The 4,165-nt window shown below is 42.7% G+C and carries 5 protein-coding genes; 1 reads left to right on the forward strand and 4 read right to left on the reverse strand.

All coding sequences use genetic code 11. The features are described 5' to 3' along the window. Positions 1–285 precede the first annotated feature (285 nt). Positions 286–1,290 (forward strand): succinate dehydrogenase/fumarate reductase iron-sulfur subunit, encoded by a 1,005-nt coding sequence (locus tag IQ229_RS15815; protein WP_194045227.1) that lies wholly within the window; start codon positions 286–288, stop codon positions 1,288–1,290. Positions 1,291–1,342: 52 nt separating this feature from the next. Here IQ229_RS15815 and IQ229_RS15820 read toward each other — a convergent pair whose 3' ends face one another. The 4 genes from IQ229_RS15820 to psbX form a co-directional block, all read right to left on the reverse strand. Next, the gene (locus IQ229_RS15820) at positions 1,343–1,867 is read right to left on the reverse strand and encodes a TolB family protein (RefSeq protein ID WP_194045221.1); all 525 of its coding nucleotides are present in this window, start codon (positions 1,865–1,867) and stop codon (positions 1,343–1,345) included. A 68-nt stretch (positions 1,868–1,935) separates the two neighbouring features. Then, positions 1,936–2,496: a TolB family protein gene (locus IQ229_RS15825; RefSeq protein WP_194045223.1), complete on the reverse strand. Its 561-nt coding sequence runs from the start codon at positions 2,494–2,496 to the stop codon at positions 1,936–1,938. Positions 2,497–2,543: 47 nt separating this feature from the next. Then, positions 2,544–3,461: a Ycf66 family protein gene (locus IQ229_RS15830; protein ID WP_194045225.1), complete on the reverse strand. Its 918-nt coding sequence runs from the start codon at positions 3,459–3,461 to the stop codon at positions 2,544–2,546. Between the two features lie 247 nt (positions 3,462–3,708). After that, positions 3,709–3,828, reverse strand: a complete 120-nt coding sequence (gene psbX, locus IQ229_RS15835; protein WP_012412183.1) for a photosystem II reaction center X protein — start codon at positions 3,826–3,828, stop codon at positions 3,709–3,711. Positions 3,829–4,165 lie beyond the last annotated feature (337 nt).

Here is a 4,165-nt window from a genome sequence, read left to right on the forward strand (position 1 = left end):
CTCTCTTTCCTTTACATTTACAAACAGGTCAATTAAATCCAAAGCTGTGATTACATTTTTGGCGTTTTAACTCAGAATTTGATAAAAGTCTTGCCTACAACGCTACTACAAGTAAAATTTTAATGGTTATCCTTAAACTAGAATCAGTCACCCTTTAATCGTCAGCCTGTTAACACCAGGGTTTGAATTAGGAGCGAAAAAGTATAACTCACTTTTCGCAACTACCTGCTTTGGCTCATGATTGTTGAGGCTGGTGGAGTAATCTTAAAATTTTGGTTAGTAGTTATGGAAGTTATTTTTAAGGTCATTCGACAGCAACAAAATTCCTCCCCTGTCGTGCAAACCTACCTTGTGGAAGCCGAAGCAGGTAATACAATCTTGGATTGCCTCAATCATATTAAGTGGGAGCAAGATGGAACTTTGGCGTTTCGCAAAAATTGCCGCAATACTATTTGTGGTAGCTGTGCTATGCGAATTAATGGGCGTTCGGCTTTAGCTTGTAAAGAAAATATTGGCAGTGAACTTGCCAGATTACAACAAATACCATCATCCCCAAGTAAAGTAAATGCTATTGGTGAAATCACGATCGCACCTCTCGGCAATATGCCCGTGATTAAAGATTTAGTTGTAGATATGAGCAGCTTTTGGAATAATCTAGAGGCAGTTGCCCCCTATGTGAGTACGGCAGCACGACAAGTACCAGAAAGAGAGTTTTTGCAAACACCACAAGAGCGATCGCGCCTCGATCAAACTGGTAACTGTATTATGTGCGGTGCTTGTTACTCTGAATGCAACGCTCGTGAAGTTAATCCCGACTTTGTGGGGCCTCATGCCCTCGCCAAAGCTTACCGGATGGTAGCAGACTCCCGCGATAGCGATACCGAAAATCGTTTAGCAAGCTACAACGAAGGTACTAAAGGCGTGTGGGGTTGTACCCGTTGTTTGTACTGCGATTCTGTTTGTCCAATGGAAGTTGCACCATTAGAACAAATCACCAAAGTTAAACAAGAAATTCTCACCCAAAAACAAGCCAGTGATAGTCGTTCAATTCGTCACCGGAAAGTATTGATAGATTTGGTTAAAGAAGGTGGTTGGATTGATGAACGTCAATTTGGTTTACAAGTAGTTGGTAACTACTTTCAGGATTTAAAAGGATTACTCAGTCTTGCACCCCTCGGTTTGCGGATGATCCTTCGGGGTAAGTTTCCCCTATCATTTGAATCTTCTGAGGGTACGGAACAAGTGCGATCGCTCATTGAATCTGTGCAACAACTAGAAAACAAAAGTTAGAGGTGAGGAGTTAGGAGTTAAAATTCCTAACTCCTAACTTCTAACTTTTGTTTCAACGCGGTTCTTGAGGTATATTCAACGGTTGTCCGTAACGGTCATATACTAAAACATCCCACTGACCATTATTACTAGACTCAAAAGCGATTCTGCTACCATCAGCGCTAATTGTAGGGTTGCGGACTTCTGCTTGCAGGTTGTTGATCAAATTCCGCGATTGGCGTGTTTCTCTGTCGTAGAGAAAAATAGCCGATCGCCCCTGACGGCTAGCAGCAAATACAATATAACGACCATCTTGTGAAACGCTAGGATGATTTGCGATCGCATCAAAGGAGTTTAAACCTGGCAAATCAACCAAATTACGAGTTACCGTATCAAACATATAAACATCTTGGCTACCGCGTCGGTCAGTAATAAAAACAATGTATCTCCCAGAAATTTGGGGGTTTAATTCCGACGCTAAACTATTGAAACTTCGACCCCCTGGATCAAAGGGATAACTTAAAAGACGAGGGTAGCCAAAACACCCAGTCAATAAACTTAAACAGAAAAATACAGGTATAAAAAAAACACGTTTCATATAATTTAGTCATTAGTAATTAGTTAATAGTCTCACAACTCCTAACTCCTAACTCCTAACTTTCTCCCCTACGGAGGTGAACCCACAGTTGCACCGTTGGGAATATCTAACTCAATATTTGGCCCTCGGTCTAGAACTTCAATATCCCACTGACCACGAGTGGCGGTTTCAAATACAACATAACGTCCATCTGGACTAATATTTGGTTTTCTGACCCAGCCACGATAAATTGGCGTAACAATTTGCGACTGTTGCGTAGCGCGATCATAAAGCGCTACCACTGGTCTTCCCTGGTCACTAGTAAGATAAGAAATATAACGTCCGGTGTAGCTCAAACTAGGACTTTCGGCAATTGTCTCCTGTCGGTTTATCCCCGGAGTGCTAATAAACAGTTGCCTCTCCAAATCGTACACTAGTAGCTGCTGATTACCATTCCGATTAGATACAAACGCTAAAAAGCGCCCATTTCCACTCAAAGCAGGTTGCTCCTCGGTGTAGCGACTGTTAAGAGAAGTAGGCCCTATAGGAATATCGTTAGTACCACAAGATACAAGCAAACTTGTTAAACCAAAAACCAGGCTCCAATGAATTGGTCTTTGGAGCCAAAATGTAGGCGTAAATTTTTCCACCTCAACTGTTTTCCGTCGCCTTTAAACCTACTTGCACGCCAACTGTTTTAAACATCGTCATCAAAATCGGTCAAATTATCTAGCCCCTCATTTGGTTTTTCCATTGGGCTGTATGGTACATAATCAGTTGGGATCGCATCATCATCTTCGCGCGGTCTTCGAGGAGTTGAGTCATTGGGTGGACGACGCCTTCTCGGTCTGGAAGAAACATCATCTTCACGACTTTCGGGACGCTGGGGCCCGTTATTACTACGGCGAGAAGGTTTTCTGACTTCCCCACCCGAATTTTCCCAATCATCAACTTGCCTAGATGAAGAACCCCAGTTCTCTTCTTCAAAGCTTTCAGAAGGGCGATTTACAGGACGCCCAGAAGTCCGGCGACGCGTTCTATCAGATGGAGCCTGTCTTTCACTACTGCTGCTATTGCGGCGTTCTGTACGACGGGGGGGTTGCTCCTGGTAGTAGTTATCACGAGTGGAAATCTCATCCCTGCTACCCCGAATCCGGGCACGCACTGGGCGTTCCTCCTCGTCTTCATAAGGCAGTGGCTCTAAATCTGCATCCATTTCAGCTTGATAATTTCTGCGATCATTGTACGAATAGCGATCGCTAACTGGTCGATCTTCATCCACAATCGGAGTGTTGCGCTTTGCTTGCTGGGTAGCTATACTCCGCAAACGAATACTTTCAACTGCAAAAAACACAGTTGTGCCAACTAAAAGCAATTGACCAAATTGTAAAATCGGGTCAAGTCGCCATCCTTGAAAGACGAGAATGAAGCCGCAAAGCAAGCCGACTGCCGCAAAAAAGATATCTTGATCTCGTGACAATTCTGGGCGCACAGTGCGGAGAAAATACAGTGCTGCCCCAGCCACAGCCAGGAAAATTCCTAGAATACTGGCTGAGTTTGCCCCAAAATTTACCTGAGCCAGAAAACTGGCTGAGTTCAGCCCAAAATTTATCATTGCTGTTTTCCCAATATCAAATCTATGTTAGCGAGTCACAATTAAAATCACTACTGTAATTAGGCACGATATATTGAAGCTTCAAAGCCTCTGGCAAAGAAGCTCTGAAGCTATTCACCGAAAAGTAAAAACACCTATGTCTGTCATCTACAACTGCCGCCAGTCGCAGTTTATGCTGCTTTTAGTGCAATTAAGTAGATAGCTGACAGACAATCGATTACGAGAGCTAATTTAACTCTCATAAGCATTATGAACGCTGTATTTTATCTTTTTGGCTAATGAAAATTAGACCAACTGTAACGGGTATTACAACAATTGCTGTACCCCATAGTAGACTCCAAAGAAAATTTGCTAAAGAAGGCGTCATACTTCTCAACCTTTTTTTACACAGTTCATCCTAATTTTAATAGTGTATTACTTTCTTGAGAAGCCTCTAACTCTGAACTGCCAAACTTGGTAACTTCTTTCACCAGTTATTGAGTTAACCACGTGGGGGAGTTCGCTTTTCTATTTCAGAAAGAAGTGACAGCATTTAGTTAAAATGATGATCGGAGTGCTTTACAAAGCTTAAAATTTTGTAGCTATGTCTACGCAAAGCGCAACTTGCCTGCGCCTAAGTTTTTTCTTTCTTTACAGATAGATAGTACCTAAAACCGATGACTGGTGTTAACCTGACTGCTTGGATTCTTGGCCCTGTGTTAGGG

The organism is Nostoc cf. edaphicum LEGE 07299, from assembly GCF_015207245.1.
Taxonomy (GTDB): Bacteria; Cyanobacteriota; Cyanobacteriia; order Cyanobacteriales; family Nostocaceae; genus Nostoc; species Nostoc edaphicum_B.

Bases quoted from the DNA above. Each gene is read 5' to 3' on its own strand.
- psbX (WP_012412183.1), bottom strand. From the start codon at position 3,828: ATGACGCCTTCTTTAGCAAATTTTCTTTGGAGTCTACTATGGGGTACA.
- IQ229_RS15815 (WP_194045227.1), top strand. From the start codon at position 286: ATGGAAGTTATTTTTAAGGTCATTCGACAGCAACAAAATTCCTCCCCT.
- IQ229_RS15830 (WP_194045225.1), bottom strand. From the start codon at position 3,461: ATGATAAATTTTGGGCTGAACTCAGCCAGTTTTCTGGCTCAGGTAAAT.
- IQ229_RS15820 (WP_194045221.1), bottom strand. From the start codon at position 1,867: ATGAAACGTGTTTTTTTTATACCTGTATTTTTCTGTTTAAGTTTATTG.